Annotated in this window: 30 protein-coding genes; 14 read left to right on the plus strand and 16 right to left on the minus strand. The window is 60.2% G+C overall.

All coding sequences use genetic code 11. From position 1 onward, the window contains the following. Positions 1-234 precede the first annotated feature (234 nt). Positions 235-996: a mechanosensitive ion channel family protein gene (locus tag ACR0L1_RS08535; protein WP_480504545.1), complete on the plus strand. Its 762-nt coding sequence runs from the start codon at positions 235-237 to the stop codon at positions 994-996. A gap of 190 nt (positions 997-1186) precedes the next feature. On the opposite strand, the gene ald is transcribed toward ACR0L1_RS08535, so the two are convergent. After that, positions 1187-2305: an alanine dehydrogenase gene (gene ald / locus ACR0L1_RS08540; RefSeq protein WP_480858247.1), complete on the minus strand. Its 1119-nt coding sequence runs from the start codon at positions 2303-2305 to the stop codon at positions 1187-1189. A gap of 136 nt (positions 2306-2441) precedes the next feature. On the opposite strand from ald, the gene ACR0L1_RS08545 reads away from it, so the two are divergent. Beyond that, complete coding sequence (locus ACR0L1_RS08545; RefSeq protein ID WP_170772689.1) at positions 2442-2900, plus strand: Lrp/AsnC family transcriptional regulator; 459 nt, start codon at positions 2442-2444, stop codon at positions 2898-2900. 2 nt (positions 2901-2902) lie between these two features. Here the strand turns inward: ACR0L1_RS08545 and ACR0L1_RS08550 are convergent, their stop codons facing one another. Beyond that, on the minus strand, positions 2903-3742 hold the full coding sequence (locus tag ACR0L1_RS08550) for a CPBP family intramembrane glutamic endopeptidase (protein WP_480858249.1): 840 nt from the start codon (positions 3740-3742) through the stop codon (positions 2903-2905). 281 nt (positions 3743-4023) lie between these two features. On the opposite strand from ACR0L1_RS08550, the gene ppk2 reads away from it, so the two are divergent. Then, positions 4024-4941 carry a polyphosphate kinase 2 gene (gene ppk2 / locus ACR0L1_RS08555; protein WP_170785014.1) on the plus strand — a complete coding sequence of 306 codons (918 nt, stop codon included), beginning with the start codon at positions 4024-4026 and terminating at the stop codon, positions 4939-4941. Between the two features lie 114 nt (positions 4942-5055). On the opposite strand, the gene rpsU is transcribed toward ppk2, so the two are convergent. Continuing rightward, positions 5056-5262 carry a 30S ribosomal protein S21 gene (gene rpsU / locus ACR0L1_RS08560; protein ID WP_005614280.1) on the minus strand — a complete coding sequence of 69 codons (207 nt, stop codon included), beginning with the start codon at positions 5260-5262 and terminating at the stop codon, positions 5056-5058. A 111-nt stretch (positions 5263-5373) separates the two neighbouring features. Here rpsU and ACR0L1_RS08565 point away from each other — a divergent pair, with 111 nt between their 5' ends. Then, positions 5374-6066, plus strand: coding sequence for a COQ9 family protein (locus tag ACR0L1_RS08565; protein ID WP_480858251.1), 693 nt, complete (start codon positions 5374-5376; stop codon positions 6064-6066). A gap of 63 nt (positions 6067-6129) precedes the next feature. Further along, entirely contained in the window at positions 6130-7116 is a 987-nt protein-coding gene (locus ACR0L1_RS08570; RefSeq protein ID WP_480858253.1) for an NAD(P)H-quinone oxidoreductase, read from the plus strand. A gap of 15 nt (positions 7117-7131) precedes the next feature. On the opposite strand, the gene ACR0L1_RS08575 is transcribed toward ACR0L1_RS08570, so the two are convergent. Beyond that, positions 7132-7989 (minus strand): DUF2189 domain-containing protein, encoded by an 858-nt coding sequence (locus ACR0L1_RS08575; RefSeq protein ID WP_170785008.1) that lies wholly within the window; start codon positions 7987-7989, stop codon positions 7132-7134. 193 nt (positions 7990-8182) lie between these two features. Between ACR0L1_RS08575 and ACR0L1_RS08580 the strand changes: the two genes are divergently transcribed. Then, complete coding sequence (locus ACR0L1_RS08580; protein ID WP_480858255.1) at positions 8183-9166, plus strand: quinone oxidoreductase family protein; 984 nt, start codon at positions 8183-8185, stop codon at positions 9164-9166. A 53-nt stretch (positions 9167-9219) separates the two neighbouring features. Here the strand turns inward: ACR0L1_RS08580 and ACR0L1_RS08585 are convergent, their stop codons facing one another. The 9 genes from ACR0L1_RS08585 to ACR0L1_RS08625 all read right to left on the minus strand — a co-directional run bounded on the left by ACR0L1_RS08585 (position 9220) and on the right by ACR0L1_RS08625 (position 15104). Then, positions 9220-9753, minus strand: a complete 534-nt coding sequence (locus tag ACR0L1_RS08585) for an outer membrane protein (protein ID WP_480504448.1) — start codon at positions 9751-9753, stop codon at positions 9220-9222. Positions 9754-10014: 261 nt separating this feature from the next. Continuing rightward, on the minus strand, positions 10015-10491 hold the full coding sequence (locus ACR0L1_RS08590) for a YHS domain-containing (seleno)protein (protein ID WP_170772674.1): 477 nt from the start codon (positions 10489-10491) through the stop codon (positions 10015-10017). A 194-nt stretch (positions 10492-10685) separates the two neighbouring features. Continuing rightward, on the minus strand, positions 10686-10955 hold the full coding sequence (locus ACR0L1_RS08595) for a hypothetical protein (RefSeq protein WP_480504449.1): 270 nt from the start codon (positions 10953-10955) through the stop codon (positions 10686-10688). Then, complete coding sequence (plsY, locus tag ACR0L1_RS08600; RefSeq protein WP_480858258.1) at positions 10952-11557, minus strand: glycerol-3-phosphate 1-O-acyltransferase PlsY; 606 nt, start codon at positions 11555-11557, stop codon at positions 10952-10954. Before plsY ends, ACR0L1_RS08595 begins: the two co-directional genes overlap by 4 nt. After that, a complete protein-coding gene (gene pyrC / locus ACR0L1_RS08605; RefSeq protein ID WP_480858260.1) occupies positions 11557-12837 on the minus strand; it encodes a dihydroorotase in 1281 nt (426 codons plus the stop codon). The genes plsY and pyrC overlap by 1 nt, the downstream gene beginning before the upstream one ends. After that, positions 12834-13286, minus strand: coding sequence for a hypothetical protein (locus tag ACR0L1_RS08610; protein WP_480858262.1), 453 nt, complete (start codon positions 13284-13286; stop codon positions 12834-12836). The genes pyrC and ACR0L1_RS08610 overlap by 4 nt, the downstream gene beginning before the upstream one ends. Further along, positions 13283-13669: a hypothetical protein gene (locus ACR0L1_RS08615; protein ID WP_170772665.1), complete on the minus strand. Its 387-nt coding sequence runs from the start codon at positions 13667-13669 to the stop codon at positions 13283-13285. The genes ACR0L1_RS08610 and ACR0L1_RS08615 overlap by 4 nt, the downstream gene beginning before the upstream one ends. Beyond that, entirely contained in the window at positions 13654-14172 is a 519-nt protein-coding gene (locus ACR0L1_RS08620) for a hypothetical protein (RefSeq protein ID WP_480858264.1), read from the minus strand. The genes ACR0L1_RS08615 and ACR0L1_RS08620 overlap by 16 nt, the downstream gene beginning before the upstream one ends. Then, positions 14169-15104 carry an aspartate carbamoyltransferase catalytic subunit gene (locus ACR0L1_RS08625; protein WP_170772661.1) on the minus strand — a complete coding sequence of 312 codons (936 nt, stop codon included), beginning with the start codon at positions 15102-15104 and terminating at the stop codon, positions 14169-14171. The genes ACR0L1_RS08620 and ACR0L1_RS08625 overlap by 4 nt, the downstream gene beginning before the upstream one ends. Positions 15105-15613: 509 nt before the next feature. Between ACR0L1_RS08625 and ACR0L1_RS08630 the strand changes: the two genes are divergently transcribed. The 7 genes from ACR0L1_RS08630 to ACR0L1_RS08660 all read left to right on the plus strand — a co-directional run bounded on the left by ACR0L1_RS08630 (position 15614) and on the right by ACR0L1_RS08660 (position 23424). After that, complete coding sequence (locus ACR0L1_RS08630; protein WP_480858266.1) at positions 15614-15922, plus strand: hypothetical protein; 309 nt, start codon at positions 15614-15616, stop codon at positions 15920-15922. A gap of 10 nt (positions 15923-15932) precedes the next feature. Beyond that, complete coding sequence (locus ACR0L1_RS08635) at positions 15933-16694, plus strand: uracil-DNA glycosylase (RefSeq protein WP_170772660.1); 762 nt, start codon at positions 15933-15935, stop codon at positions 16692-16694. After that, positions 16694-17293 (plus strand): metallophosphoesterase family protein, encoded by a 600-nt coding sequence (locus ACR0L1_RS08640; RefSeq protein WP_480858269.1) that lies wholly within the window; start codon positions 16694-16696, stop codon positions 17291-17293. Before ACR0L1_RS08635 ends, ACR0L1_RS08640 begins: the two co-directional genes overlap by 1 nt. Next, entirely contained in the window at positions 17290-17910 is a 621-nt protein-coding gene (locus ACR0L1_RS08645) for a LysE family translocator (protein WP_170772656.1), read from the plus strand. Before ACR0L1_RS08640 ends, ACR0L1_RS08645 begins: the two co-directional genes overlap by 4 nt. A gap of 6 nt (positions 17911-17916) precedes the next feature. Next, the gene (gene moaB / locus ACR0L1_RS08650; protein ID WP_170772654.1) at positions 17917-18459 is read left to right on the plus strand and encodes a molybdenum cofactor biosynthesis protein B; all 543 of its coding nucleotides are present in this window, start codon (positions 17917-17919) and stop codon (positions 18457-18459) included. A 106-nt stretch (positions 18460-18565) separates the two neighbouring features. Beyond that, positions 18566-20020 carry an efflux RND transporter periplasmic adaptor subunit gene (locus tag ACR0L1_RS08655; RefSeq protein ID WP_480504457.1) on the plus strand — a complete coding sequence of 485 codons (1455 nt, stop codon included), beginning with the start codon at positions 18566-18568 and terminating at the stop codon, positions 20018-20020. Positions 20021-20025: 5 nt separating this feature from the next. Beyond that, positions 20026-23424, plus strand: a complete 3399-nt coding sequence (locus ACR0L1_RS08660) for an efflux RND transporter permease subunit (protein WP_480858271.1) — start codon at positions 20026-20028, stop codon at positions 23422-23424. On the opposite strand, the gene ACR0L1_RS08665 is transcribed toward ACR0L1_RS08660, so the two are convergent. Next, a complete protein-coding gene (locus tag ACR0L1_RS08665; protein ID WP_480858273.1) occupies positions 23421-23840 on the minus strand; it encodes an NUDIX hydrolase in 420 nt (139 codons plus the stop codon). The two genes, ACR0L1_RS08660 and ACR0L1_RS08665, sit on opposite strands and share 4 nt — an antisense overlap. Before the next feature lie 6 nt (positions 23841-23846). Beyond that, entirely contained in the window at positions 23847-24647 is an 801-nt protein-coding gene (locus tag ACR0L1_RS08670; RefSeq protein WP_480858275.1) for a protein-disulfide reductase DsbD domain-containing protein, read from the minus strand. Between the two features lie 157 nt (positions 24648-24804). On the opposite strand from ACR0L1_RS08670, the gene ACR0L1_RS08675 reads away from it, so the two are divergent. Continuing rightward, the gene (locus tag ACR0L1_RS08675) at positions 24805-25359 is read left to right on the plus strand and encodes a YqgE/AlgH family protein (protein ID WP_170772643.1); all 555 of its coding nucleotides are present in this window, start codon (positions 24805-24807) and stop codon (positions 25357-25359) included. On the opposite strand, the gene ACR0L1_RS08680 is transcribed toward ACR0L1_RS08675, so the two are convergent. Further along, positions 25360-26310 (minus strand): L-threonylcarbamoyladenylate synthase, encoded by a 951-nt coding sequence (locus ACR0L1_RS08680; RefSeq protein ID WP_480858277.1) that lies wholly within the window; start codon positions 26308-26310, stop codon positions 25360-25362. Positions 26311-26387 lie beyond the last annotated feature (77 nt).

The raw sequence follows: 26387 nt of genomic DNA on the forward strand, positions 1-26387 counted from the left end.
AGTTAGGTGTTGCGGTGCCGATCTACCAGTGGCGCGCGCTGTGCGTTACTGGTCAGATATTGTGCATTCGGGAACAGGCGGGGAAAAGCAGAGAAATCCGCACCTAGACTGACGCGCATTTATCGCTCACAGTTTGGTGATCTCCGCGCGCGTCGCGGGTTTTCTTATGGCTTGTAGAAGGAGAAACGCGTGGATGAAGTTGCTACACAGGTCGGTGCTTTTGCGCCGCTGGTGATGAATGCCGTGAAGGCACTGGTTGTTCTGGTATTGGGCTGGACCGTAGCTGGGATGATCGCGGGCGTGGTGCGGCGTCGCATCAACGCAACCCCACAAATCGATCCGACGCTAGGGAATTTTGTTGCCAGCCTGGTGAAGTGGGCGATCCTGGCGATGGTGCTGGTCGCTGTTCTGGGCATTTTCGGGATCGAGGCCACAAGTATCGTCGCTATTCTGGGTGCCGCCTCGCTGGCCATTGGTCTGGCCTTGCAGGGGACGCTCAGCGATTTGGCGGCCGGGGTGATGCTGGTCGTATTCCGGCCGTACAAGCTGGGTCAGTATGTCGATATTGGCGGTACTGCCGGGACGGTGAAGGATCTGAACCTGTTCACAACGGAACTGGTCACCCCTGACAACGTCCAGATCATCGTGCCCAATGGGCAGGCCTGGGGCAGCGTGATCACCAATTTCTCGGCCCATGACACGCGCCGCGTCGATCTGGTGTTCGGGATCGACTATGGCGACAGTGCGGATGCCGCGATGCAGATCATCCTGGACGTGGCCAAAGCCGACAAGCGTATTCACAGCGACCCGGAGCCCTGGGTACGTGTGACAAATCTGGGCGATAGCTCGGTCGACCTGACAGCGCGCCTATGGTGTGACGCGGGAGATTACTGGGACGTGAAATTCGAGCTGACCAAAGCTGTGAAAGAGGCATTCGACGCCAAGGGCGTTTCGATCCCTTACCCGCATTCGGTCGAGATTCACAAGCAGGCGTAAATCTCCCGCCCGTCATACGGGCATTGAAATGCCCTTTTCCGGTTGGGCCCAGCGCCGCGCTAATCGCGCGGCGCTGTTGCGTTTTGCGGGAGCGTTCGTCTTGTGCCCTCCGCGCCGCGTCGCAGACGCGGCGCTATGCCCAACGCTGTAGGCGCCCTCGGGAGAGGGCGCTCTCAGGGGCGGGAGCCGTTCAGGCTTTGATGACCACGTTGGGGGAAACGACGTCAATCCCCAGAGCCTTGCCAACCGCATAGTAGGTTAGCTGACCTGCATGGACGTTCAGACCGGCCATCAAGTGCGGATCGTCCTGGCAGGCCTGTTTCCAGCCCTTGTCAGCCAGAGCCAGCATGAATGGCATCGTCGCATTGCCGAGGGCGATGGTCGATGTGCGCGCCACGGCACCGGGCATGTTGGCAACGCAGTAATGCATGACGCCATCGACCTCGTAGATCGGATCGGCATGCGTGGTGGCCTTCGACGTCTCGAAACAGCCGCCCTGGTCGATGGCAACGTCGACCAGAACCGCGCCGGGTTTCATGGTGGCCAGTTGCGCGCGGGTGATCAGTTTGGGTGCCGCTGCGCCGGGGATCAGAACCGCGCCGATCACCATATCTGCCGTCTGGATCAGCTCGGCGGTGGCACCAGCGGTAGAATACTGGTTCTTGAACTGCCCGCCGAACACGTCATCCAGATAGCGCAGGCGGGGCAGCGAGCGGTCCAGAACCGTCACATCCGCGCCCATGCCCGCAGCGATCTTGGCCGCATGCGTGCCGACCACACCGCCGCCAATCACAACCACTTTTGCGGGCCCGACACCTGGCACGCCGCCCATCAGCACACCGCGTCCGCCATTGGCTTTTTGCAGCGTCCAAGACCCGACCTGCGGGGCCAGACGCCCGGCAACCTCGGACATAGGAGCCAGCAGCGGCAGGCCGCCGCTCGCGTCCGTCACTGTCTCATAGGCGATAGCAGTACAGCCCGAGGACAGCAGGTCATGGGTCTGATCCGGGTCGGGGGCGAGGTGCAGATAGGTAAACAGCAACTGGCCTTCGCGCAGCATCTTGCGCTCACCTGCCTGTGGTTCCTTGACCTTGACGATCATGTCAGCGGTGGCGAATACCTCGGCGGCGGTGTCTACGATCTGTGCGCCAGCAGCGACATAGTCGGCATTGTCAAAGCCCGAGCCCAGGCCCGCGCCTGTTTCGATGATCACCTCATGACCCCGCGCAACCGCTTCCTGCGCAGCATTCGGAGTCATGCCGACGCGGAACTCCTGCGGTTTGATCTCTTTTGGGCAACCGATTTTCATTTGGTCTCTCCGTTCATAAACTGCCTAAAGAATGGGCAAACTGCGCTGCAATTTCTGTGAAACTCTGCCTGTCCTTGCGGTTTTTTTCGGGAGAATTTCCTGTATGATGCTCCAACCACGCAAAGGAGTTGCGCCCATGAGCCTAGATACGACGGATCGAAAGATTCTGGCCTCGTTACAGAAAAATGGCCGGATGTCTAATGCAGAGCTGTCCGAGCAGGTGAATCTATCGCCCTCGGCCTGCCATCGTCGAGTCCAACGGCTTGAGGCTGAGGGCTATATCCGCAACTATGTGGCCCTGCTGGACGCACGTAAGATGAACGTACCGACCACGGTGTTTGTCGAGATCACCTTGCAGGGGCAGGCCGAAGAAGTTCTGGACGCGTTCGAAAAAGCCGTTGCCCGTATCCCCGATGTCCTGGAATGCCATCTAATGGCCGGGACGGCGGATTACATTCTGAAAGTTGTGGCCGAAAATACCGAGGATTTTGCCCGCATTCATCGCCAATACCTTTCGCGCTTGCCGGGTGTGGCGCAGATGCAAAGCTCATTCGCGCTGAGAACTGTGTTCAAGACTACGGCGCTGCCGGTCTGACGTCAGGCGGGGCCGGGATAGGTGAACAGCGCCAGATGTGCGGCGTTGAAGGCGAAATGCATCAGAACCGGCACCCATAGCCTGTTGGTCGCGTAATATCCCAATCCGCATCCCGCGCCCAAAATAGCTGCGAACACGACAAGCGACGGGCCACCGGCAAAATGCACCAGCCCAAACAACAAGCTGGCCGCAGCGATACCAAAGGCCGCGCCGAGCTTTGAGGACAGGGCCGATTGCAGATAGCCGCGAAAAAAGGCCTCTTCCGCCAAACAGGTTAGGAACAGGTTGGACAGCGCAAAGATCAGCCACCAATGTGGCAGACCAACCTCGGGGCGCACCGCTTGCTGGGACAGGCCTAGCGCAAATAAAGCGGGCAAGGTCAAAATCCCCAGGATCAATGGCGTTTTGCGAATAGCGGGCAAGCCTGCATTCTGTCCGGGCCAGACCAGAAGTGCGGCGAACAGAACCAAAGGTTTGTCCAGATTCATATACATGGAGAAATCGGTACTTCCGGGTCCGGCCTGCACCTGATCAAGCACCAGAAGATTGTTGAACCCCGAAACGATATGCGCACCCAAGGCCACACACCATAAGATCAGCGCGAAATGGCCGGGCAAAGACCAAAGCCCGGATGTGCGGCGCAGCGCTGCGGCCCCCGCAAGCCCGGCAATCGCGACCATTAAGGCGCTGGCTGAAACCAGCCCCTGCGCGAAGGCGACTGTTCCGAACAGGCTCAGCAACGATGCGCCAAGACGCCATCGACCGGATATCGCGCTGATCTGAGCGGCGATCAGGATGAACCAGGGCCAAATAAGGGGCAGAAGGGAAAGGAAATACGCCACAGGCCTCTCGCGGTTTTGACCCGGCCTTGATGCAGCAACAGGGTACGTTGATGCAAGCCGGCGGAGTGCAACCCATTGGCAATGCGGCAATTCCGTTGCTTGCATTTGGGCGTTTTCAGGTCCACATATTTGGAAAGGGTGCCGTTTCCGTGTCCGACCCGCGACCTTGCCGTAACGGTCCGATGAGCATAGGAAAGGGCTTTCATCAATTCATCTGATGATATCAGGCGGTTACATGCGCCCGATAGGGTCCGAACCCGGTTACTAGTAAGGAGCAGACCTTGGCTGACGAATACAACGACGCCCCCAAAGACTGGCTTGAGGCCGAGCTGGAAGACACGCTAGACGAAGATTTCGAGATCGAGTTTAGCGAGCCCATGCTCTCGATGGAGATCCGCAAGATCTATAAGGATCAGCACCCTGAGATGCTGGACCGCAAGGTCTATTTCCGCAACCTGCTGCGCCTTCAGGCTGAACTGATCAGGGTGCAGGATTGGGTACAGCATACCGGGGCCAAGGTTTGTATCCTGTTCGAAGGGCGTGACAGCGCGGGCAAGGGGGGCGTGATCAAGCGGATCACCCAGCGTCTGAACCCTCGGGTCGCGCGGGTTGTGGCTTTGCCCGCGCCCAGTCGCCGGGAACAAAGCCAGTGGTATTTCCAGCGCTACGTTCCGCACCTGCCGGCGGCGGGCGAGATCGTGCTGTTTGACCGGTCATGGTACAACCGCGCGGGCGTCGAGCGGGTCATGGGTTTTGCCACCGAGGATCAGGTTGAACAGTTCTTTCAGGATGTTCCCGAATTTGAACGGATGCTGGTGCGCTCGGGCATCATTTTGCTGAAATACTGGTTCTCGATCACCGATGAAGAACAGCAATTGCGATTCTTGATGCGTATTCACGATCCGATGAAACAGTGGAAGCTGTCGCCGATGGATCTGGAATCCCGCATCCGGTGGGAGGCTTACACCAAGGCCAAAGAGGATATGCTGTTCCGCACCAATATCTCGGAAGCGCCGTGGTACATCGTCGAAGGCAATGACAAAAAGCGCGAACGTCTGAACTGTATCGAACACTTGTTGACCAAGATCCCCTACACCGATGTACCGCAGGAAAAGGTCAATCTGCCGGATCGCAAGTACAACCCCGAATATGAACGTCGTGTTCTGCCGGATGAGCTGCACGTGCCCAAAATCTACTGATCCTGACGCCCCTGATGTTCCGGGGCGTTTTTCTTTGGGCCAGAAACGACAAACCCCCGAGCGATGCGTCGGGGGTCGTCAAATAGTGTCATCCAAAGCTGGACGAGCGGGGTTTTAGAGCAAACCTTCGCGCTGTGCTTTCTTACGTGCCAGTTTACGGGCACGGCGGATCGCTTCAGCTTTCTCGCGCGCTTTTTTCTCGGACGGTTTCTCGAAATGTTGCTTCAGCTTCATTTCACGGAACACGCCTTCGCGCTGCAGCTTTTTCTTCAGGGCACGAAGCGCCTGATCGACGTTATTGTCGCGAACACTAACCTGCATGTGGTTGTCACCACCTTTCTAGATAGAGTTGCAAGGAAATTGCAGGAAGTGGCCGTATAGCAAAGCCGTTCTAACTTGTCTAGTACTGGTGCCAGAACCCGGAGAACCGCCATGACCACCACTTATGAAGACGCAAAAGAGCAGCTATTGAATGCGATGCTGGACCATGTCCCGTTTGACGGATGGTCGGAAACCAGCTTTCGCATGGCCATCAGTGATTGCGATATTGATGAGGCGCTGGCCCGCTCAATCTGCCCCCGTGGCGCGGCCGATATGGCGCTGGCTTTTCATGCCCAGGGGGATGCGGCCATGGTGGAACGCTTGAAAACCGAGGATTTGAGCGATCTGAAGTTCCGCGACCGTATCGCCGCTGCGGTCCGGTTTCGCCTACAGGCCGTCGATGATAAGGAATTGGTGCGCCGCGGCATGACGCTGTTTTCGCTGCCGATGCATGCGGCGGATGGGGCGAAGGCGATGTGGCAGACCTGCGACCTGATCTGGAACACGCTGGGGGATACCTCGAATGATGTGAACTGGTACACCAAGCGGGCGACGCTGTCGGGGGTCTATTCCTCGACCGTGCTGTTCTGGCTGGGGGATGATTCGCCGGATCATCAGAAGACGTGGGAGTTTCTGGATCGTCGCATCGATAACGTCATGCAGTTTGAAAAGCTCAAGGCGCAGGTGAACGGCAACCCTCTGTTCAAACCTTTCCTTGCGGTTCCGAATTGGCTGGCCGGTCAGGTGAAAGCGCCGATGAAGATGCGGGCTGATCTGCCGGGAATGCTGAACCCACGCAAGTAGCACGTAAGTGTCTGGGCCTTTCCGATTTCGCCTGCTAGGCATTGCGCCAAGGAGGACTTGCCTATGACCCAAATGATGCGCGCCGTTGAAATCACCAAGCCCGGCGGCCCGGATGTGTTGCAACTGACCGAACGCCCAGTGCCCGAGCCCGCCGCTGGTCAGGTGGTGTTGAAAGTGGCCTATGCGGGTGTTAACCGCCCGGATGCTTTGCAGCGTGCGGGCGCGTATGATCCGCCTCCGGGCGCGAGTGATCTGCCGGGGCTTGAGGCGTCGGGCGAAGTCGTTGCCCTCGGCGCAGGGGTCGAAGGTGTCGCCATCGGCGATCAGGTTTGCGCCTTGTTGCCCGGCGGTGGCTATGCCGAATACGTTGCCACGCCCGCTGCCCATTGCCTGCCGCTGCCAGAGGGGATGGGCCTTAAGGAGGCTGCGTGTCTGCCCGAGACCTTCTTTACCGTCTGGTCCAATGTGTTCACACGCGGCGGTCTGAAAGCGGGCGAGCGGTTTTTGGTTCACGGTGGGTCCAGCGGGATCGGAACAACGGCGATCCAGCTTGCAAATGCGTTCGGCGCACGGGTCTTTGCCACCGCCGGATCGGCCGAGAAATGTGCCGCCTGCGAGAAACTGGGGGCCGAAAAGGCGATTAATTACCGGGATGAGGATTTCGTATCCACCATGCGCGCCGAAGGCGGGGCGAACCTAATCCTTGATATGGTGGGCGGGGACTATATCCCGCGCAACGTTAAGGCTCTGACCGAGGATGGGCGGCTGGTTCAAATCGCCTTCCTGCAAGGCCCCAAGGTCGAGCTGAACTTTGCCATGATGATGGTGAAACGCCTGACCTTGACCGGCAGCACCCTGCGCCCGCAATCCGATCTGGCTAAGGCCAAAATCGCCCAGGACCTGCGCGAGGCAGTCTGGCCGCTGTTGGATGCAGGCAAGATTTCACCGGTAATGGACAGCGAGTTTGATATGGCCGAGGCCGCAGCGGCCCATGCACGGATGGAAAGCTCGGGCCATATCGGCAAAATCGTTCTGAAGGTGGGCGGCTAAACACCGCCAGCCTGTTCAGGCCACGGCGCGGCGGTAGAGATGCCAGGTGGCGTGGCCCAGAACCGGGATCACCACGATCAGCCCCAGCAGCAGCGGGATCGCGCCCAGGATAAGCATTCCGACGACGATGAATCCCCAACCCAGGATGACGGCGGGGTTCTGTCTCAGCACCCGGACCGACGTCACCACAGCAACCGGCAGCCCGACCTTGCGGTCCAGCAACAGCGGAAAGCTGACAACGCTGACCGCAAGCGCGATCAGGGCGAACAAAAAGCCGACCGCGTTGCCGAACAGGATCATGGTCCAACCCGCGCCGGTCGTGAAGGTCTGGGTCAGAAATGCGCCCAACGACTCTGGCAGATCAGGACCAAGGGTTCGCACATAGATGCTCTGCGCCACCATCAGCCAGATCAGAAACAACATAACCAGATAGAACCCCAGCGCGAGAATGGCGCCGAAGGAAGGTGAGCGGAATACAGACAGCGCGTCCAGCCAATGCGCCTCGCCGCCCTTTTCACGGGTGCGGCTGATCTCATAGAGGCCAACGGCGGCCACAGGGCCGATCAGCGCGAACCCTGCGACCAGAGGGGCCAGCAGAGGGATCATGTTGCGGTCCAGCCCCAACCCAAACATCAGCAAGCCCGCAATCGGATAGATCAGCACGACAAACACCGCATCCGCGCGGGTTTCCAGAAAGTCGCGACCCCCGGCCTTCAAACATTCCCGCAGGTCCTGCATGGTCAGATCTCGAACAACTGGCAGTTTTCGTGTGTCGGCACTGCCAAGGCTGTTGACGCTTTCCGCGATGTGATCGCTGGTAGCGCCAAGATTTCGCGCAGCCCAGCTTACCGGGTTTCCAATCGTTTTCGCCATCGTCATCCCCTCCTCTTTTGCGGCTTGGCGCAGCAGAGAGAATCCGGCATCGGTTGCCCTGGGCCGGACCCGCCGGCAACGCTTACCCCCGAGTATAGCACAGTTTTTCCCGATTTGCGCCGGGTTGCGCTTTTGTGCCGATTGCGCTGCGTCACAAGCGTGTTAGCTTGTCGTCAGGGTACAGGAGGTGAGTATGCAGCAAACGGCACGTACAGTCGTCATTCACAAACATGGTGGCCCCGAGGTTCTGACCCTCGAAGATCGCCCGGTGGGCGAGCCGGGACCGGGCGAGGTGAGCATTCGTCACCGTGCCTGCGGACTGAATTTTATCGACGTGTACCAGCGCGCGGGTCTTTACCCGCTTGAGCTGCCACACGCGCTGGGAATGGAAGCCTCGGGCGTGATCGAGGCAGTGGGCGAAGGCGTGACCCATCTGGAACCCGGTCAGCGCGCGGCCTATGCCGCAATGCCAGCCGGGGCCTATTGCGAGGCGCGGGTGATGCCTGCGGCGCAAGTGTGCCCGCTGCCTGAAAGCATCTCATTTGACACGGCTGCGGCAATGATGCTCAAGGGGATGACGGTCGAATATCTATTTCATCGCACGACGCCGTTGAAACGCGGGGATACGGTTCTGTTCCACGCCGCTGCCGGAGGTGTAGGCTTGATCGCCTGCCAATGGGCCAAATCCGAGGGGATTAAACTGATCGGGACCGCAGGAACGGACGAAAAATGTAGCCTCGCCAAGTTCAACGGGGCGGCGCATTGCATCAACTACCGCACCGAAAACTTCGCCGAGCGCGTGGCCGAGATCACGGGTGGTAAAGGCGTGGACGTGGTAATGGACTCGATCGGAGCGGATACGTTCAACGGCTCGCTCGACAGTCTCAAGCCACTGGGGATGATGATCTCGTTTGGCAATGCATCGGGCTCGGTACCGCTTATCGACATCGGCATTTTGGCCAAGAAAGGCTCGATCAAGATCACACGGCCCACCTTGTTCACGCATATTGCCGATCACAGCGTTTGCCAGGCGATGGCGCGCCGTCTGTTCAACAAAGTTGATGGGGGCGAGGTCAAAATCCACATCGACCAGCGTTTCCCGCTGGATCAGGTGGCCGAGGCGCATCGCACGCTTGAGGCACGCAAGACAACGGGCAGCACCATCCTGGAACTATGATCTGACATGGCCCCGACTTCTGGTCGGGACCAAGCTTGTGCGCAAGGAATGGGTCAGAACCGGTATGCGGCGCGGGCCTGAAAGGTGGTCGCATCGACGTCGACGCCGGATGAATTGAAGTCGTTGAACTCGTGATACAGGATTTCGCCACCGATGCTTACATTCGGGGCAACGATCTGTTCGTACCCGGCACCGATGAACCAACCATCGTCACTGCCCAGATTATCGGTTCCGGCTTCGGCAAAGCCGCCGATGCCATAAAGCAGCCCTTGCGATGTGACTTTGTAACCCGCGCGCGCTTTGATGCGCCAAACATCCTCGACCGTGGCTGCGCCACTCAGATCAACGTCTGTCCAATCGTAGTCGAAGCCGCCGCCAACAACCCAATCGCCAAGATCGTAGTCATAGCCCAGAATGATGCCGCCAATCGCACCGCCGCCGTCGATGCCCGAGATGTTTGTGTCGATATCGGCATATCCGACTTGCAGACCGCCATAGAACCCCGTCCAGTCGCCTGAAGATTGCGCAGCGGCTGATCCCGCCGCCAGAAACGCAAGGCCAGTGGCCGCCAAAATCTTTTTTCTCATGTCGTGCTTCTTTCCCTCAGCTCGGTTTATTGCGCCTTTCCCGGTTTGGATCGCGCACTTGCATATTTGAATACGTTTGAGCGAAGGGTTGGATCACTCGGTGATTTAGCGAAGGAGGGGGTTTTCACCGAACCGACGTGGCATAGGGGCGTCGTGCGGTTGAAAGTTTGCTTGCGGAAGGGAAACTATCTACAGATAGCTGTCCAACGAAAAACGGCGGCAGATTTCTCTGCCGCCGCCCCGAGGTAATCCGTGAGTGGATTATTGAGCTTGCAGCTCTGCCGGAGTTTTGCCGGCAATGTCTTTCCAGTTGGCGTCTGCGCGCTCGTTAAAGCCCGGGATGTCGCCTTCCCAGCGTTCCTGAATGTCGGCCGACAGGTTCAGGTACAGCTTGTTGTCAACGATTTTCCAGTAGTTCGGGTCGCCGTCAAACTTGAAGCCCATCGCGGTGCCGAATGCGCAGTAGCCGCCATATGCGGGCAGGTAAGCTTCGGGGTTTTCTTCAAATGCAACTTTGTTTTCTTCCGAAGCAAAGCGGTACAGCGCATCGTTGTGCAGTGTGGTGATGCGGTAGTCGCCCTTGGTGGCTTCGCCAACGGTGAAATAGGCAACCGGGTCATAACCCTGCAGCGCCAGGCCGGTCGAGCTTGCGTTCAGTTCAACGCCAGCGGCCAGAGCCGTGCTTGCAACTGCGACGGACAGCGCAACGCCGCCGATGAGGGATTTGATCTTGTTCATGGTGTTCACCTTTCGTGAATTGAGCCACCGGACGACACAGTAATTGTATCTGGGCAACCCTGTCGATTTTGTTCTGTGCGGTCGGTAATTGGCCGTCACGACCCCGAAGTGGGGGCCGGTCTGATCACGTTCAAAACAATCAAATGTGATCATGAGGTAACAAACGCGTTTCGCCCATGAATAAAGGGCGATGCTTACTTTTCGGGCTGAAAAGAAATCACGAATTCAGTGACTTTTTGTGCCGACATCTCACAGGGGCGCAGCAGGGCGCCGCTGTTTTTGGTCAGATAAAGGTTCAGGCTGATATAGTCCGGCCCACCGCGTTCACGGGCCACCAGTTTGTGGGATTTCCCACCTGCCAACTCGGATCGACTGACGACATAGGATTTGGCGCCGCTCTGCCCCTTAGACGTGCCAAGAGGGATTGCGAAGAATGCGGTCAGAAACGTGTCCGAGGCGGTCAAGACTGACCGATTTTTGGCTCGGTTCCAGCTTTGATGCGCGCGATATTGGCGCTGTGGCGCCAGTAGACCAGCAAGGTCAGGATAACACCCAGCCCAAATGTCGAGGACTCAGTCAGCACCATGATCCAGATTGTCGACATCGCCGCAGCCATCAGAGCCGCGAGAGACGAGATGCGCCAGATCAGCGCCGTCACCAGCCATGTCAGGCAACAGGCTACGCCGACGCGCCAATCCAATGCCAGCCACAGGCCGAGGAAGGTCGCGACACCCTTGCCGCCCTTGAACCCCAGCCAGACCGGAAAGCAATGGCCCAAAAACGCAGCCAGGGCGGCGATTTGAGCGGCGTCTTCTCCGGCCAGTGCGCGCGCCAGCAGGACAGCGACCCCGCCTTTGGCGGCGTCAAAGATCAGGGTCAGCGCAGCAGCGCGTTTGTTCCCGGTACGCAGGACATTGGTCGCGCCGATATTGCCCGAGCCGATATTGCGCAGATTTCCCAGCCCCATCACCTTGGCAAGGATCAGACCAAAAGGGATCGACCCTATCAGATAGCCAAATGCGGCCCAAAGGATCAGTTGGGCCGTGGAACTGTCAATTGGGGGCATCAGGGTCTCCGGTATACTTCTTGGCCTGCGACATAGGTTGCCGTGACCTTACCCTGCATCCGCTGGCCGTCAAACGGAGTGTTCTGCGATTTCGATTTCAGGCTGAAGCGATCCAGCACAAAGGGCACGTCCGGGTCAAACAGCACCAGATCAGCTGGTGCGCATTCGGCCAGTCGTCCGCTCTCCAGCCCCAGCCGTTTGGCCGGGTTCAAGGCCATGGCGCGGAACAGGGTCGGCAGGTCCAGTTGCTCGGCGTGATAGAGGCGCAGTGCGGCAGGCAATAACGTCTCAAGCGCCACTGCGCCCGATGCTGCCTCTTCAAACGGCAGGCGTTTGCTTTCCTCGTCCTGTGGCGTGTGCATCGAACTGATGATGTCGATCAGACCAGTGCGCACCGCCTCAATTACGGCTTGCCGGTCATCCTCGGACCGCAGCGGCGGCTTGACCTTGAAGAAGGTGCGATAGTCGGCCACGTCCAATTCGTTCAGCGTCAGGTGGTGGATCGAGGTGCCTGCGGTGATATTCAGCCCGTTCCGCTTGGCGCGCTCCAGCGCGGGCAAGGCGCGGGCGGTGGTGATCTGATCGGCGTGGTAGGCGGCTCCGGTCATCTCAAGCAGAGCAATATCGCGGTCCAGCCCCATGCGTTCTGCCATGGGCGAAACGGCAGGCAACCCATAAAGCGCGGCGAACTTGCCGCTGGTAGCGGCGGCCCCGGTGCTGAGTCCCGGTTCCTGCGGATGCGCTATCACCAGCACGCCGCAGGATTTGGCATAGGTCAGCGCGCGGGAAAAAACCTTGGTATTGGCGACTACGTGGTCGCAATCGGTAAAGGCCACAGCGCCTGCATCTTGCAGAAAGCCGATCTCGGTCATCTCGCGCCCTTCGCGGCCCTTGGTCAGCGCGGCCATGGGCAGCACATTGACCGGCGCATCCGCCTGCGCGCGGCGCGTGGCGAATTCCAGCGTTTCGGGTGTGTCGATGGCGGGCAGCGTATCGGGACGGGTAACGATGGTGGTTACGCCGCCCGCTGCGGCAGCCAAGCCGGCGGATTTATAGCTTTCCTTGTGCCGTTCGCCCGGCTCGCAAACCTTGACTCCGATATCGACGATGCCGGGGGCCAGACATTGCCCGCCGCAGTCGATCACCTGTGCGTCTGTGGCCGGAGCGGCACCTTCGCCGAGGCCAGCAATGCGGCCTTCCGAGACGTGCAGCCAACCAACTGTGTCTGTTCCGGCCTCGGGGTCGATCAGGCGGGCATTGGTGAAAATCTGGTCGGTCATGTCTGGGCCTCTCGGGCTTTGATCAGGGCTGCCATGGCGGCGTCCGGGTCGGGCAGGTATTCGAATACCAGAAACCGCAGCTGCGAAAAAACGATGTTGTGTCCGTTGCGATAGAATTTCAGGTCGGGATGAACGGATAAGGATTTTGCTTTGAATATCTCGCTGATCCACCAGACGTTGCGGTTGGTCACGACGTAGACGCGCCGCGTGCGGATCAACCGTTCCCACCACATGAAAAACGCCAACAACAACGTGCAACCGATAAGCTTCCAATAATCGCGCACAGTCTCCGCAAACCATGGGCTGGCAATCCAACTGAGCGCAAGGCAGGCAATTTGAATGCCATATGCCCATCTCAGGCGTGGAGGAAAATATCCCTGGTCAGGCCGCCCATGCCACAGCACCTGTTCAGTGTCGGGTATTTTCTTGCGCCACCGGTCGTCGCTCATCCCATGGCCCTTTCTATGGCGGCTTTGGTGGCGGCGGGGTCGGCTTGGTACTTGATCAGGTGCTTGTCGCCGCTTTTGGTGACGACCTGCACGAAACTGCCCATCGTGTTGACGGCTTCGATCTGGTTCAGCGCAACCTTGCGCGGGCCGGGACCGGTGAGGGTGCTGTCAGACATTTCCCACGCATTGCTCAGTTCCTCGGACGCCAGATACCACGCGCGGATGCCGATGGCTGCAAGCCCGGCGGGCGCTCCGGTCCAGACATAGGGGTTTCCGATCAGCCAAAGCACGATCATCGCGCCCGCCATGGCGATGGCGGCCAGGGTCAGGTTGGTTTGGATATAGGCGCGCTTGTTCGGGGTGAAGACTACAGGATCAGCCACAGGGCACCTCCGACAACAAACAAGATGATCACCGCCAACAGGGCCGAGCCGATGCGGTTGGGTGCGCCGGTCTCGATCGGGGATTGCGGGGCCGAGAAGGGCCGCGCGCTTTCAGTGTCGATCGCGCCGCCGGTCCAGTTGGTGGCCTCTTCGGTATAAAGTCCTTGCAGGTGAAGGCGGGCGTCAGGCGTCAAGTTGGCCGCGCGATCGTTAAACGCGGCACTGCGCACCACCATCACCCAGCCTTCGATGGCGTCCAGCGTGGCGCGGTTCAGCTGATCCTCGGACACACCGCAACCTTCGTGCAGGTATCCATAAAGCCCGAGGTCTTCGAGGTCTGAAACGGGAAAGATATCGATCTGCCCTGTATCCAGACCATCGACCCCAAGAACTTGATCGGCGGCACCGGGTTCGCGCAGGAACTTGGCCTCCTCAGCGCGCATATCCAGCGTGAATAGGCGGATCACGCCGCGTTCATGGGGGGCGACGGTCAGGTTGTTCATGCCGCCTCGCGCAGGTTGCGGGCCAGCAACTCCATCGCGGCCATGCGGACGGCGACGCCCATTTCGACCTGTTCCTGAATGACCGAGCGGTTGATATCATCGGCCAGCGTGCCGTCGATTTCCACGCCGCGGTTCATCGGGCCGGGATGCATGACGATGGCGTCGGGTTTGGCCAGCGCCAGTTTTGCCGAATCCAGCCCGTAGCGGTGGTAATATTCGCGCTCCGAGGGGATAAAGCCGCCATCCATCCGCTCTTTTTGAAGGCGCAGCATCATCACGACGTCGACGTCCCTCAGACCTTCGTTCATGTCGTCGTAAATCTCGGCCCCGAACTCGGCAAAGGTCGAAGGCACCAACGTCGGCGGGCCGATCAGGCGGATACGGTTTTCCATCTTGCCCAGCAGGATCAGGTTCGACCGTGCCACACGCGAATGCGCGACGTCCCCGCAAATCGCGATGTTCAGACGGTGCAAACGACCCTTGGCGCGGCGGATGGTCAATGCGTCCAGCAGCGCCTGCGTCGGGTGTTCGTGCTTGCCGTCACCTGCATTCAGCACAGCGCAGTTCACCTTTTGCGCCAGCAGGTCCACAGCACCGGAATGCGGATGCCGCACCACCAGCAGATCGGGGTGCATCGCGTTCAGGGTCATAGCCGTGTCGATCAGAGTCTCGCCCTTTTTGATTGAGCTGGCCTGCATCGCCATGTTCATCACATCCGCGCCCAGCCGCTTGCCCGCCAGTTCGAAACTGGCCTGCGTTCGGGTCGAGTTTTCAAAGAACATGTTGATCTGCGTCAGCCCTGACAGCACGTCGGAATGCTTGGTCGACTGTCGGTTCATGTCGACATAGGTCTCGGCCAGATCAAGGATGGCGGTGATATCGGATTGTGACAGATGCTCGATGCCAAGAAGGTGACGATGGGCGAAACGCATGGGCGGGCTCCTGTCTGACAATCGAGCCGCTTATAGAAACCTGCGGGGGCTAAGGCAACCTATGGTTCCGACCCCTCGGGCAGTTTCTCGCACCCGCCTTCGGGCAGGCAACGCTCGCCGGGTCTGCACCATTTGGCATTGCCGCAATCAACGGCCTTGACCGGGACGCAGCCTTGATTGGCTGAGCATTTGAATCCTTGCCGACATTGCGAGCCGGTTTCTTCGCATAGGAACCAGCCCGGACGGGTGCAGCCGCCGCCCGGCAAGCAACTTGTGCCGCTGGCGCAGGTGCTGCCGTCGTCACATCTGGCTTGTGGGCGGGGCAGGTTAAACTCCAGCTGGATCGCTTCGCATTCACCGCGCCCGTTGCACGAGGTGCCACTGGGACAATCCAGGCTTGTTCGGCACTTGTTCTCGCCTTTTGGGGCGCAACGGCGACTGCCGATGCAACGCTCGAACGGACCGCAGGAAAACCCGCCGCCGCAATAGGTGCCGCCGGGTGGGATGCAATGTCCGTCAAAACCGCAGCGTTGCCCGACCGGACAGCAGTTGCGCCCGCACCGCAATTGCCCCGCGCGGCATTGGTTGACGCGGTCCTGAACCCGGTTGCGTTGCGACAGGCCGTTGCGGTTATTGATGCCTGGGGTTTGAATGCCGAGGCGGTCATTTATCTGCGCAAAGCTTGGGCTGCTGAAGGGGATCAGCAACACGGCAACCAGAAAGAATCGCAAAAGGGTCAACATGAATGCGACAATGGTCGGCGCGGCAGGGCGGGCGATCAAGTGCTATTCGCTTTCCCTCGGTCAAAAGCTGGTTAGATTGAGGGGCATGGAATCGGCTTTGGACTATTACACCGCGCGGGCGCTGCTGGATTGGCAGATCGAACTGGGCGCAACGGATGCAATTGGCGACGCGCCGGTTGACCGATATGCGCTGCCCGATACCGCACCCAAAGCCAAAAAGCCGGAGGTGCAGGCCGCGCCTGCAAAGCCCAAACAGGTCGATCCTGTGGCGGTTGCCAAGGCCGCGGCCACAGCGGCGGGGTCGCTGGATCAGTTGCGCGCGGCGATGGACGGGTTTGATCATTGCGAGTTGAAGCGCGGCGCGCGACAGTTGGTTTTTGCCGATGGCACGCCGGGTGCGCGGGTGATGATCATCGGTGAGGCTCCGGGCCGGGACGAGGATCGTGAGGGCAAACCTTTCGTAGGCCGCGCGGGTCAGTTGTTGGACCGTATGCTGGCGGCGATTGATCTGGATCGGCGGGAAAACGTCTACATCACCAACGTGCTGCCATGGCGGCCGCCGCAGAACCGCGACCCCAAGCCCGAAGAGATCGGGATGATGAAGCCGTTTCTGGAACGTCACGTGGCACTGGCCAAGCCCGACGTGCTGGTGGTCATGGGCAATATAAGTTGTCAGGCAGTGCTGGGCAAACGAGGTATCACCCGGCTGCGCGGGCAATGGGCTCAGGCGCTGGATCTGCCGGTGATCCCCATGTTTCACCCTGCCTATCTGCTGCGCCAGCCGCAGGCCAAACGACAGGCCTGGGCCGATCTGCTGGAACTGAAAGCTCGGCTGGAGGGTAAGTGATGCGCATTCTGGCCTTTTCTGACTTGCATATGGCACGTCACCGCGCCTCCGAACTGGTTGCTGCGAGTACCGAGGCCGATCTGGTGATCGGCGCCGGGGACTATTGCAACATGCGGCAGGGTCTGGGTGAGGCGATGGACATGTTGTCCGGCATCACCGCTCCGCTGGTTCTTGTGCCCGGCAACGCCGAAAGCGCCGAGGAACTGACCGCTGCCGCGCCGCATGGCGTTCATGTCCTGCACGGGACAAGTATGACTGTGGACGGGTTGCGCCTGTTCGGTCTGGGCTATGGCGTGCCGCCGACGCCGTTCGGAGACTGGTCCTGTGACCTGTCCGAGGGCGAGGCCGCTGAGTTGCTGGACCGGTGCGAAGGGGCGGAAGTTCTGATCACGCATTCGCCTCCCAAAGGCTATGGCGATGTGACCTCGACCGGTGATGCGGTTGGGTCGACCGCGGTGCGAGATGCGATCGAACGGTTGCAACCGCAGATGTCGCTACATGGGCACATCCACGACAGCTGGGGCTATCGCGGCACGCTAGGGCAGACACAGATCGCCAATCTTGGGCCGCGCGTGAATTGGTTCGAGGTTGAGATATGATCGAAACAGTCACTCTATTGGCTTTCATCCCGGCGGCAATGGCGCTGAACTTTACGCCCGGCGCGGACATGATGTTCTGTTTCGGGCAGGGTTTGAAATCCGGAGCAAAACCCGCGCTGGTCGCTAGTGCCGGAGTTTCGACGGGGCTGATGGTGCATGTGTTGTTGGCCGGGCTTGGGCTTGGGGCTGCGGTTTCTGCTCTGCCATGGTTGTTCGACGTGATCCGCTGGATGGGTGTGGCCTATCTGCTGTATCTGGCCTGGGGTGCGATCCGACATGGGGCTGTGTCTGCGGATGCGCCTGCTAAACCGGCGCGCTATGCGTTTCGGGACGGGATGGTGGTGAACCTGACCAATCCCAAAGTGATCCTGTTCGTGCTGGCCTTTATCCCGCAATTTGTGAACCCGGCCATCGGACCGATCCTGCCGCAATTCCTCATCCTGGGCGTGATCATCGCGCTGGGTGGGTTCGTGGTGAACGGACTGGTGGGGATTTTTGCTGGAGGCGCTGGGCGAGTGCTGATTTCGAACCCGCGCGCCTCACGTATCATTGGTTGGGTGACGGGCGGGATTTTCACTGCTCTGGCGATCCGCCTTGCTATTCTGGAAAGGGCCTGACGCAAGATGTCACGCATTGATGAAACCATGGATTTCATTCCCGTTCGGATTGCGGTCCTGACCGTCTCGGACACCCGTTCACTGGATGAGGACCGTTCGGGCCAAACCTTGGTGGACCGGATCGAAAAGGCGGGCCATTCGGTGGCGGATCGCAAAATCATCCGCGATGAGCGCGCCCAGATCGCAGATCAGCTGCGCACTTGGATTGCCGACCCCGAGATCGACGTTGTGATCTCGACCGGCGGCACCGGGCTGACGGGGCGTGACGTGACGGTCGAGGCGCATCGGGACGTCTACGAAAAAGAGATTGAGGCCTTTGGCACCGTCTTCACGATTGTCTCGATGGAGAAGATCGGCACCTCGGCCGTTCAGTCCCGCGCAACGGGCGGCGTGGCAGGTGGCACCTATCTGTTTGCGCTGCCCGGCAGCCCCGGTGCTTGCAAGGACGCCTGGGATGCGATTCTGGAAAAGCAGTTCGATTATCGCCACCGTCCCTGCAATTTTGTAGAAATAATGCCCAGATTGGACGAACATCTGCGACGGAAGTAGACTGCTCGCACGTTCAACACTTTATAACCGCTTTGTGGCTTGGCATTTTTGACCGCCCGGCTACCTTTTGTAGGTGGCGGCTTGATGCAACCGGGGTAAGTGCAACATGCGATTTCTGAGGCAGAGCCTTGTCGGTGTGTTTCTGGCGTCCGTGACGCTGGCGCTGCTGTTTGTTGCGGCCCAGATGATCGCGGGGGCCGTGCAAGAAGTGCTGACCCGCGAAGATCGCCCGCCGCAGGCTCGTGAACGCATCTTTGCCGTATCCGTACGCCCGGCCGAGTTTGTAACCGTCACCCCTAATCTGGAAGCGTTCGGTGAGGTTCAAAGCCGTCGCCGGTTGGAACTGCGCGCGGCGCTGGGTGGGCGGGTCGTTGCCCTGTCTGAGGATTTCGAGGATGGCGGTGCGGTAACCGCAGGCGAAGTGCTGGTCGAGTTGGACCCGGCAAATGCGCAATCGGCCCTTGATCGCGCCAAATCGGATTTGCTGGATGCCCAGTTCGAAGAACGTGACGCCGAGCGTTCGCTTCTGTTGGCGCAGGATGAGTTGAAATCGTCAGAAACGCAGGTTGAATTGCGAAACCGCGCGATGAAACGGCAGCAGGACCTTCTGGCTCGGGGTGTTGGTTCTGTCGCGGCGGCGGATGATGCGGAACTTGCAGCAGCCGCGGCCGAGCAAGCAGTTCTGGCCAGGCGTATCGCATTGGCGCAGGCGGAATCGCGGGTGGATCAGGCGACGACACTGCTGTCTCGCGCCCGTATCGCGCTTGAAGCCGCCGAACGTGATCTGGGCGATATGACCATCCACGCCCGGTTTGGTGGAACGCTGACGGATGTCACGCTGGTCGAAGGGCGTTTGGTTGCGGCCAACGAAAAGCTGGCCGAACTTGTGGACCCCAACGCGCTGGAGGTCGCTTTTCGCGTCTCGACTGCGCAGTTCGTGCGTCTTTTGGATGCAAATGGCGATCTGATCTCGGCCCCGGTCACGGTCTCGCTTGAGGTCACGGGCGCGGATCTAACTGCACAGGGACAGATCAGCCGTGACAGTGGGTCTGCCGGGGAAGGGCAGACCGGGCGTCTGATCTATGCGCGGCTTGACGGGGCCTCGGGCTTCAAGCCGGGGGATTTCGTGACCGTCACTGTGCAGGAACAGCCGCTGGACAATGTGGTGCGCCTGCCTTCGTCTGCTTTGGATGCGGTGGGGACGGTTCTGGTACTGGGCCCCGATGACCGGCTTGAGGCGCTGCCTGTGCAACTGGTCCGCCGTCAGGGGGATGAGGTTCTGCTGCGTGGCGAAGGCTTGGAAGGGCGAGAGGTCGTAATTGGCCGCACGCCGCTGCTGGGCGCGGGGGTACGTGTGCGCCCGTTGCGGGTTGAGGCGAGCGCCGGAGCGGATGCGGGCTTGGTCGAACTGTCTGACGAACAGCGGGCACAGCTTGTGGCCCAGGTCGAAGCCAGCGACCGGATGCCCAAGGACATGAAAGAGCGCGTGCTGACTCAATTGAGCGAGCCTAAAGTCCCCGCCTCGCTGGTGCAGCGAATTGAAAACCGGGCCGGAGGATAGGCGCGATGATGCGCGAAATCCCCGGTGCGGCGAGTGGAATACTCAGCTATTTCACCCGCCATAGGACCGTCGCCAACCTGCTGTTGCTGGTCATGGTGGTTCTGGGCATCGCGGCGGCCCCAAACATGCGGGCGCAATTCTTTCCAGATGTGATCCTGGAACGGGTCGACGTGAATGTCGCGTGGGAAGGCGCGGGCCCCGAAGACGTGGATAACGGGATTGTTCAGGTGCTGGAGCCGGCACTGTTGGCGGTTGAGGGCGTGGCCAGCACAGATGCGACGTCGCGCGAGGGCAATGCCCGCATTCGGCTGGAGTTCGAGCCTAACTGGGATATGTCGCGCGCGGTCGAAGAAGTCAGAACTGCCGTTGATGGCGTGACCAACCTGCCCGAAGATGCGGACGAACCGACTATTCGGCGCGGGGCTTGGCGCGATCGGGTGACCGATCTGGTTGTGACAGGGCCGGTCGCGCCGGATCAGTTGGCAAAGTTCACCGATGAATTGATCAACCGCCTGTTTGCCGTGGGCGTCACGCGGACCACGATCCGGGGCCTTGCTGCGCCGCGTATCGTGGTCGAGGTGCCTACCGCGCAACTGATCGCCAATGACATCACCCTGTCCGAGATTGCACAAGCCGTCGCTGCCGAGGTCACAGCAAACCCCGCAGGCGATGTGACCGGGGCCAATGCGCGCATCCGCACAGGTACCGAAAAACGGAACCCCGAGCAGATTGAGGGCATCCCACTGCGTAATTTCGACGATGGCTCGAAGCTGTTGATCGGCGATGTGGCGCAGATCCGGGTCGAGGGCGTGAACCGCGATCGCAGCTATTTCGTCGGCGAAAACCCGGCCATGTCGGTGCGGGTTGACCGCTCGAACCTGGGGGATGCGATTGAAATTCAGCACACGGTCGAAGACGTGGTCGCCGAAATGCAGGCCAGTCTGCCCGAAGGTGTCACGGTCGAGCTGATCCGAACCCGTGCGCAGGCCATCACCGACCGTCTGGATATATTGATCGACAATGGGCTGGTCGGGTTGGGGCTGGTTGTGTGCCTGCTGTTTCTGTTCCTCAACGCGCGGATCGCCTTTTGGGTGGCTGCGGGGATTCCGGTGGCGATGTCTGCGGCGATTGCCTTCATGTATATCGGCGGGTTGTCGATCAACATGGTCTCGCTGTTTGGTCTGATCATCACGCTGGGTATTGTCGTGGATGACGCCATCGTGGTGGGCGAACACGCCGATTTCCGTGCCCGACGACTTGGCGAGCCGCCGATGGTCGCCGCCGAACGCGCCGCGCGGCGGATGGCCATGCCAGTCTTTGCCGCGACGCTGACGACGGTGATTGCCTTTTTCGGCCTGACCGCGATTGGAGGTCGGTTTGGCGAGTTGATCCGCGATATCCCCTTCACGGTGATTGCGGTGCTGATCGCCTCGTTGATCGAATGCTTCTTGATCCTGCCGAACCACATGGCCCATGCGATTGCGCATTCGGCCAAGGAGCATTGGTACGATCTGCCCAACCGCGTGGTCAATCGCGGCTTCCGCTGGGTGCGGGATCATGTCTTCCGCAAGGTTATCGCATGGGCCGTCGCCGGACGGTATGTGGTGGTGGCCGCCATGGTGATGGTGTTGGCCAGCCAGGTGGCTCTGTTCATCAAGGGCGACGTGAACTGGCGGTTCTTTAACGCGCCCGAACGTGGCTCGGTCACCGGTAATTTCATCATGGTCGAGGGTGCGACCCGCACGGACACGCTGGCGATGATGCGGCAGTTGCAGATCGCGGTCGAAGAGATGGGGCAGATCTACGAAGAGCGCCACGGCCGCAACCCCATCGAATACGTTTTGGCCGAGGTCGGCGGCACCGCCGGGTTCGGACTGGCTGCGGCGGACGGCAAGGATTCAGATCTGTTGGGCGGGATTTCGATCGAACTGATCGATGCCGACCTGCGCCCCTATTCCGGCTTTGAGTTCATCGGAGAACTTCAGGACTACGTCCCGCGCCATCCGAAGGTCGAATTGCTCAGCTTTAGGGGATGGCGGTCAGGACCGGGCGGCGATGCAATCGACGTGCAGTTTTCCGGAGCGGATGTGAACACGCTCAAGGCGGCGTCCGAGGACCTGCAACTTGAACTGTCGAAATACCCCGAAGTGTCCGCGCTGGAAGACAATCTGGCCTATGACAAAGAAGAATACATCCTCGATCTGACGGCACAGGGGCAAGCGTTGGGTTTCCGCATCGAAACGCTTGGCCGTGTTCTGCGTGACCGGCTAAACGGGATCGAGGCCGCGACCTTCCCCGATGGCCCTCGCAGCGCTGAGATCAGGGTTGAACTGCCTGAAGGGGAGCTAACCGCCGATTTTCTGGAGCGCACGCTGATGCGTACGCCGGATGGGGTCTATGTGCCGCTGGCCGATATCGTTTCGGTCCAGCGCAAGTCTGGCTTTTCCACCGTGCGGCGCGAGAATGGGCTGCGGGTGATTTCGGTCAACGGGGATATCTCGGAAGACGATCCTGCCCAAGCCGCCGAGATCGCGCGTGCCATGCAAGAAGAGATCCTGCCCAATATAGCCGCTGAACGGCAAGTGGAATGGACCATGGCTGGCCTCAGCGAACAAGAAGATGAATTCCTGACCGAGGCGCGCACCGGTCTGATCCTGTGCCTGACCGGCATCTATCTGGTTCTGGCCTGGGTCTTTGCCAGTTGGACGCGCCCACTGGTGGTCATGGCGATCATTCCGTTCGGTCTGGTTGGCACCATTTGGGGGCATTACATCTGGGATGTCCCGCTTAGCATGTTTACGGTTGTCGGTCTGTTGGGAATGACCGGGATCATCATCAACGACTCGATTGTTCTGGTTACGACCATTGATGCCTATCAGCAGGACAGGGGGCTTGTGCCCTCGATCATCGAAGGCACCGCCGACCGGTTGCGACCGGTCATGCTGACGACGCTGACCACGGTTCTGGGTTTGACACCCTTGCTGTATGAGGGCTCGCAACAGGCGCAGTTCCTGAAGCCGACTGTCATCACGCTGGTCTATGGGCTGGCATTCGGGATGCTGTTGGTGCTGCTGTTGGTTCCGGCGCTGCTGGCGATTCTGAACGACCTGTCGCGCCCGATGACCGCCATGCGCCGCGCCCTGCGTGCCCCGGATCGGGTCGTACAGGCGATGCTGACGGCAACGGGGTTTGTGTTGCTGGTCTGGTTCGGGCTGACCATGGTCTGGCCCGTGGCCACTGGAGCACCGATATCGATGTTGGCTGGTCTTTACGGGGCCGAAGATGGAATCGCGGCGTTGAATATGGGGCTTGGGGCCTTTGTCGCAGGGGCTGCTATGATTTTAGTGATAAGTATCGCGCTGTCCGGCCTGTTCTATGCGCGGCTCAAGGGGCGCATGGCCTAGCCCCGGCGCAAGGCGGTTGTCAGAAGGTCGGGGACCCGGTCGCTCATCGGCAGGTCGCCGCGTTGGATCTGATCCAGCGGAAACCACTGCGCATCCCGTGCGTCATCGCCTGGGGCAGGCTGACCCGAGATATACTCACAGGCCACACCGACCAGCAGATAATGGTTTAGAACCGCGCCTCGGGCATCCCTGCGCAGCAGGTCCAGATTGTCCAGATAGTGTAGTGGGCGCGCGTTGACCGAGGTTTCCTCCAGCAATTCCCGCCGGGCGGCCTCCAGAACGGTTTCGCCCCATTCGACATGACCCCCGGGAAACCCCCACATCCCGGCATCAGGCTGTTTGCCACGCTGGACCAGCAGAACCTGCCCGGCATGCACGACAACGGCCAGCGCACCGATTTTGGGGGTTTGGGTCATGCCGGGTCAGCCTGCGCTGCACCCCTGAATGTCGACGGCATGGTTTTCGCCCAGAACGGTGATCCGAATTGCAGACCGGTTCAGAGCAAAAGCGGCCCCATAGGCGCTGACGACTTCAGAGGTCGCAACCAGCGTATCGCCCTGACGCGAAGTGTAGGGCTGCGAAGCCCAGAGCGTTGGGTCGCCGGGCTCGATAACCGCGATCTCCTGCCCTCCGGCCGAGGGCATGGTCACGCGTGCTTCTATCTTGATCCCGTCCGAGGTGGGGGTCAGGCTGCAATGCGCACCGGACACCCGTGCCTCTTTCGCCGAATAAGGGCGCTGAGCCAGCGCTGCGGCGATGGTGGGGTTGCGCCCGGCATCAGCGTTCAGCGTATGGTCAAAGCCCAGCCGTTCGGGAATGCAGACATCCTTGCATATGCCCAAGTCCATTGTGCCTTTCAGATGCACGGGCTTTGCCGGGTTGGTAGGCGTGATCTCGACCGGCAGGACAAGTTGGTCCTCGTAGCCGATAGATTGAAGGCCGTTCTGGTCAAAGATATCCGGTGCGGGCCACGTGATCGACACATCCCCGACATTGTCCGAACTGGTCCAGTCGAACTGAGGCGGGATACCCGCATCACCTGGCGCGCGCCAATAGGTTTTCCATCCGTCCTGCAACGTCACCCGCACGGCGCCCAGATAGGTGCCCTTGGCGGTGCGTCCACCATCCAGAATGTCCAGTTCAGCCACAGGGCCATTGACCTCGGCCGTGGCCGCACCGGCCGCACCGAGGATGAGGGTCAAAGCGACCGCTGAAAATGTCATATGCGCGTTCATAATATATAAATGCGCGGTTGCAGCGCAGATTCCAAGTCACGTTCCGGTCACCTGAATGAAATCTGCGGAAAACTGCTGTGATCCCTTGCCAATGCCCGTCCGCAGGGGCCATTGTTGAAGGTGACTCAGCAAGAGATGTCGTTTTATGGACCTAACCGGAAAACTGTTGATTGCGATGCCTGGCATGGGCGATCCGCGTTTCGATCATTCGGTGGTGTTTATGTGCAGCCATGGCGATGACGGGGCGATGGGCCTGATTATCAACAAACCGGCAGACCTGCGGATCAAGACCCTGCTGAGCCAGCTCAATATCCCCTGCCGTATTCCGATTGTCGGCGAACGTCTGGTGCATTTCGGTGGTCCGGTGGAGATGTCGCGTGGCTTTGTCCTGCACAGTGCGGATTATGACGCCAATCTGCATTCGATGAAGATCTCGGATGATTTCAGTATGACGGCGACGCTGGATGTGCTCGAAGATCTGGCTTCGGGGCGTGGGCCGCTGAATTCGACCCTGGCGTTGGGTTATTCCGGCTGGGGTCCGGGTCAGCTTGAGGATGAGATCGCTATGAATGGCTGGCTGACCACGGATGCGACCTCGAAACTGGTGTTCGACGTGCCCGATGATGACAAATGGGAGGCCGCGCTGGCGACCCTTGGTGTTGATCCGCTGACGCTGTCGGCCAGCGCCGGGCGCGCCTGATCAGCTATCTCGCGGCGCGGCGGCGCGGCGCAGGCGGTCATTGATGGCTACACCCAGCCCGACAGAGGGGATCGGCGACACCGCAATCGGGCGTCCGGTATCGTTCAGCTTGTGCAGGGCGGCAAACAGGTTGGCGGCGGCCTCGGTCAGATTGCCAGTGGGCGACAGATTCAGATCGCAATCCACCGCGCCGAAACCCAGCAAAACCTCATCCCCCTGCGCCTGATCAGCCTCAAGGCGAACCGGGGAATCCGGCGCGTAATGCGATTGCAGCTGACCCGGCGCCGTCAAGATGCCACCGGGTTGATGGTGGTGAAGCTCAGTGCCCAAGACATGTTCTATCTGGTCCAGGGCCACGCCGCCAGGGCGCAGCAGGGTTGGCTCACCTGCAAGCCCGACAATTGTGGACTCCAGGCCTACGCCACAGGGACCATCATTCAAAATGGCCGCGATGCGCCCGTCGAGACCGGCGCGTACGTGGTCGGCGGTGGTTGGGCTGATCTGGCCCGAAGGGTTGGCAGATGGGGCGGCCACGGGGCCGTCAAACGCCGTCAAAATGGCGCGCGCTGTAGGATGGGCCGGAACCCGCACCGCCAACGTATCCAAACCGGCCGTGACCAGCGACGACACGCCATGATCTGCGCGCAGGGGCAGCACCAGCGTAAGCGGGCCGGGCCAGAAGGCATGCGCAAGTGCTTCGGCCTGATCCGACCACTGCACGAAGCGCTGTGCCGCCTCAACCGAGGCGACATGCGCGATCAGAGGATTGAAACTGGGCCGTCCCTTGGCCGCGTAGATGTTTGCGACCGCCTCACCGTTGCAAGCATCGCCACCCAACCCATAGACAGTCTCGGTCGGGAAGGCGACCAGCAGACCCTGCCGCAGCAGGTCCGCCGCCTGCGCAATTCCGGTCGGGTCGGCGGACAGTTCGAGGGTTCCGTTGGGGATCATGAGGGGTGACGCCGCGTTTCGATTGCTTGTATCATGGGGACAGGTACCTAATCGTCTAAATCCAGATGAATAACGGC

The sequence above is a fragment of the Ruegeria sp. J8 genome (assembly GCF_056531925.1).